Source organism: Methanospirillum sp., assembly GCF_035560735.1.
In the GTDB taxonomy this organism is placed as follows: Archaea; Halobacteriota; Methanomicrobia; order Methanomicrobiales; family Methanospirillaceae; genus Methanospirillum.
In genome coordinates this window covers 1-2888 of record NZ_DATMYY010000083.1, presented here as the reverse complement: position 1 = coordinate 2888, position 2888 = coordinate 1, and the positions used below count along the sequence as shown (strand labels likewise).

Genomic DNA, 2888 nt, shown 5'->3' with positions numbered 1-2888 from the left:
ACAGATGTAGTTTATGATTTACTAATTGAAGTGCTTCTTCAGCCAGCATATGTTTGGTAATATCCGTGATCTGGACAAGGAATCCGGTGATCACCATCTCATTACTTTCCATTGGAGTGATGTGAACATCCAGCCAGATTGTTCCATTCCTGCTCGTAGGATACATGTTATGAGATTTTACTTGTTCGAAATCAAAAGATTCCTGATATTGAACATTTTCTCCAGCTAGCACTTTTTCCTTCTGCTCATTATTTATGTGGAGTTCTCTAAAAAGTGATAGATTTTGGATATCCTCTAATTCCTGTATGCCAAAGAGGTTCAGACCGGCAGGATTGATGTGCATCAGTGTACCGGTTGCATCGTATAGTTCAATGGTAATCGGTGATTGATCATAAATAGCTTTAAAACGGTTCTCGTTTTCTATTAATGTCTCATCTGTTCGTTTACGGTCCAATGCAATACCTATAGTATTTCCAAGACCCTCAAAGAACTGAACCATCTCAAGGGTAAACATATTTTTTCTGTGGTCGTTTAATTGAAGGAGTCCAATTGTTTTATCCTGTGAACGTAGTGGGATCAGTGCAACCGATTCGAATCCTTCGTCATTACATCGGTTTCGTGTTGTAGCCTGGCGTTCCTGCTCTGTAGTAGATACGAGAAGGGCTGTTGTATCGATAGACCAGAAACTACCCCCTGCAGTAAAGAAAGGGTACTGAGGATCAGTATGCCCACTAATAACATTCCCACACATGCATTCAAGTATTACCTGGCCACTATCATCCCGTTTGACATTCCCGTTAGTATCATAACCACACAGGGATTGCTCAACCTTGACAAACGTATCTGAAAATCCATTTGTTTTGTAATATGGATAATCTTCGCCATCTTTCAATCTGATTCCAACTGCTTCGATACCAGTAGATACCTGAATTGTATGAAGGATTTTCCCGATATTATCTTCCTCATGTGAGAAACTGCTTAAGATCTGGAGTACAGTCATCGTGAGTATCTGACGCTCTTCCTCACGTTTTCGGTCATTTATGTCCTGCATCGTACCATGAAGACCGATGACCTTTCCGTCTTTTTCATAAATCGGACCACCGAAGACATTCATCCACCGTATGGTTCCATCCGGAAGAATGAACTCTAATTCTAGATTGAATGGTTCACTAGTGGCGAGAGTCTTCGATACTGCATTACTGAGAAGATTCCAACTAAAAGGAGTAAACATATCATGGTACTCCACAGATGTGGGTGCTCGTAAAGTTGGGTCTCTTCCAGATATATGGAACATTTCCTCAGACCATGTAACAATATCTGATGTAGCAACCCAGTCCCAGGTTCCGATATGGGCGAGGTGATAGACCTCTATCAGACGTTTCTGAATAGATGCCAACTCATCTGCATTCCGTTTCCGTTCGGTGATGTCGGTTGCGATTTCAAGCCTGACCAATCGACCGTCACTCCAGCGTATCGCCCGGTCCCGGCAGTCGTACCATCTTTTGTTTTGCGTATTCTGAAATTCTCCCTGACATACACCTGTTGGTCCAGACTCATCAATTAGGAGATTATTGTTACAAAATGGACAGGGACCTTCCTGATCTTTCTGGATCGTCTTGTAACATTTCTTTCCCACAATGTCACCAAACAGACCCCTGCCTCGTTTATTGAGGTAAAGGAGATCATAGGTATCCATATCAGTAACATAAATCAGGGCATCTATACTGTCAAGAATGGTGAAAATCTCAGCCTGAACTTCTTCAATGAATGGCCTTTTTTTATCAGATAATGATAATCCTAATTCGTCTGAATTACTACATTTTGAATATTTTATCTCTACCTGATGGTGCTTTCGTAAATATGCAAGAATTTTTTCAGATTCATCCCACCGTCTGTCAATCTGGTTGATCATCAGATCTATTCGATGGATCTGATCAATTATCTTATCAGAAACCTCACTACTCTCTGTCATATCCGCATACATTGCAATAACTGTCAGAGGATTGCGGATCTCGTCATTCAGGATAGCGAGTTGGGCGAGGTTTTTTTGAATTTGTATGACTGATGCATTCTTTTCCTTTTCTAATCTCTTCAGGTCTGTGATATCCTGCCCTTGAGCAATCGTTGCAACCGGATTTACTCCATCAGATGTGTAGAGGGTTGAAGAATTCCAAAGAACGGTCCTAACTGTTCCATCCAGGCGTAAAATTTCGATTTCAACTGTTTCCCATCTCACTCCTTCGTGTGTTGAGCGAAGAAGACGCATTGATCGTTCTTTTAATTCGGAAGGAAAAAGAATCTCTATGGATTGTCCTAAAACATCACTCGATGAGCGTCCAATCAGACTCTCTGCAGCCTGATTAAGTCTGGTAATGTGAAATGAGAGATCCCATACTATGATTGGGACATTTGCAATGGAGATCAGATTCTCTAGTTGGTCTTTGGTTTGGCGAAGATCTGCTTCTATAGTAGTCAGCAAATTGTATTGGCTCTTCAGTTCCTCCTCTGAAGCTGATATCTGCTCATATGCCGCGAAGAGTTCCTCATTTTTCTTCAGGAGTTCGATCTCCTCCTGTTTACGGGTAGTAACGTCACTCATCGCGATTCGAACCTGAACGGATTCATCGCTTAATATTACACGAAAACCTTCAATCCTACCATAAAATGGATTCCCTTTTTTACGTATGATCTGAAGATCACAGGTAGGTTTCACTTCGTGCTCAAGAATAGTTTGAAAAAAAGTATCCCATTGTATCTGATCTTTCGTGGTGACAAACGTTTTGAATCTGGCATGTATCAAATCACGTCTGGCTACCATAAGCATTGCTGCACCGGTGAGATTGACCTCAGCAATCAATCCTTCATTCGTAAGCGTAAAATATCCTACC

At 41.3% G+C, this 2888-nt stretch carries 1 protein-coding gene; it reads right to left on the bottom strand.

The window, feature by feature from the left end:
* Positions 1-2888: PAS domain S-box protein (locus tag VN429_RS02585; RefSeq protein ID WP_325629476.1), on the bottom strand; the 2888-nt coding region annotated here is incomplete at both ends.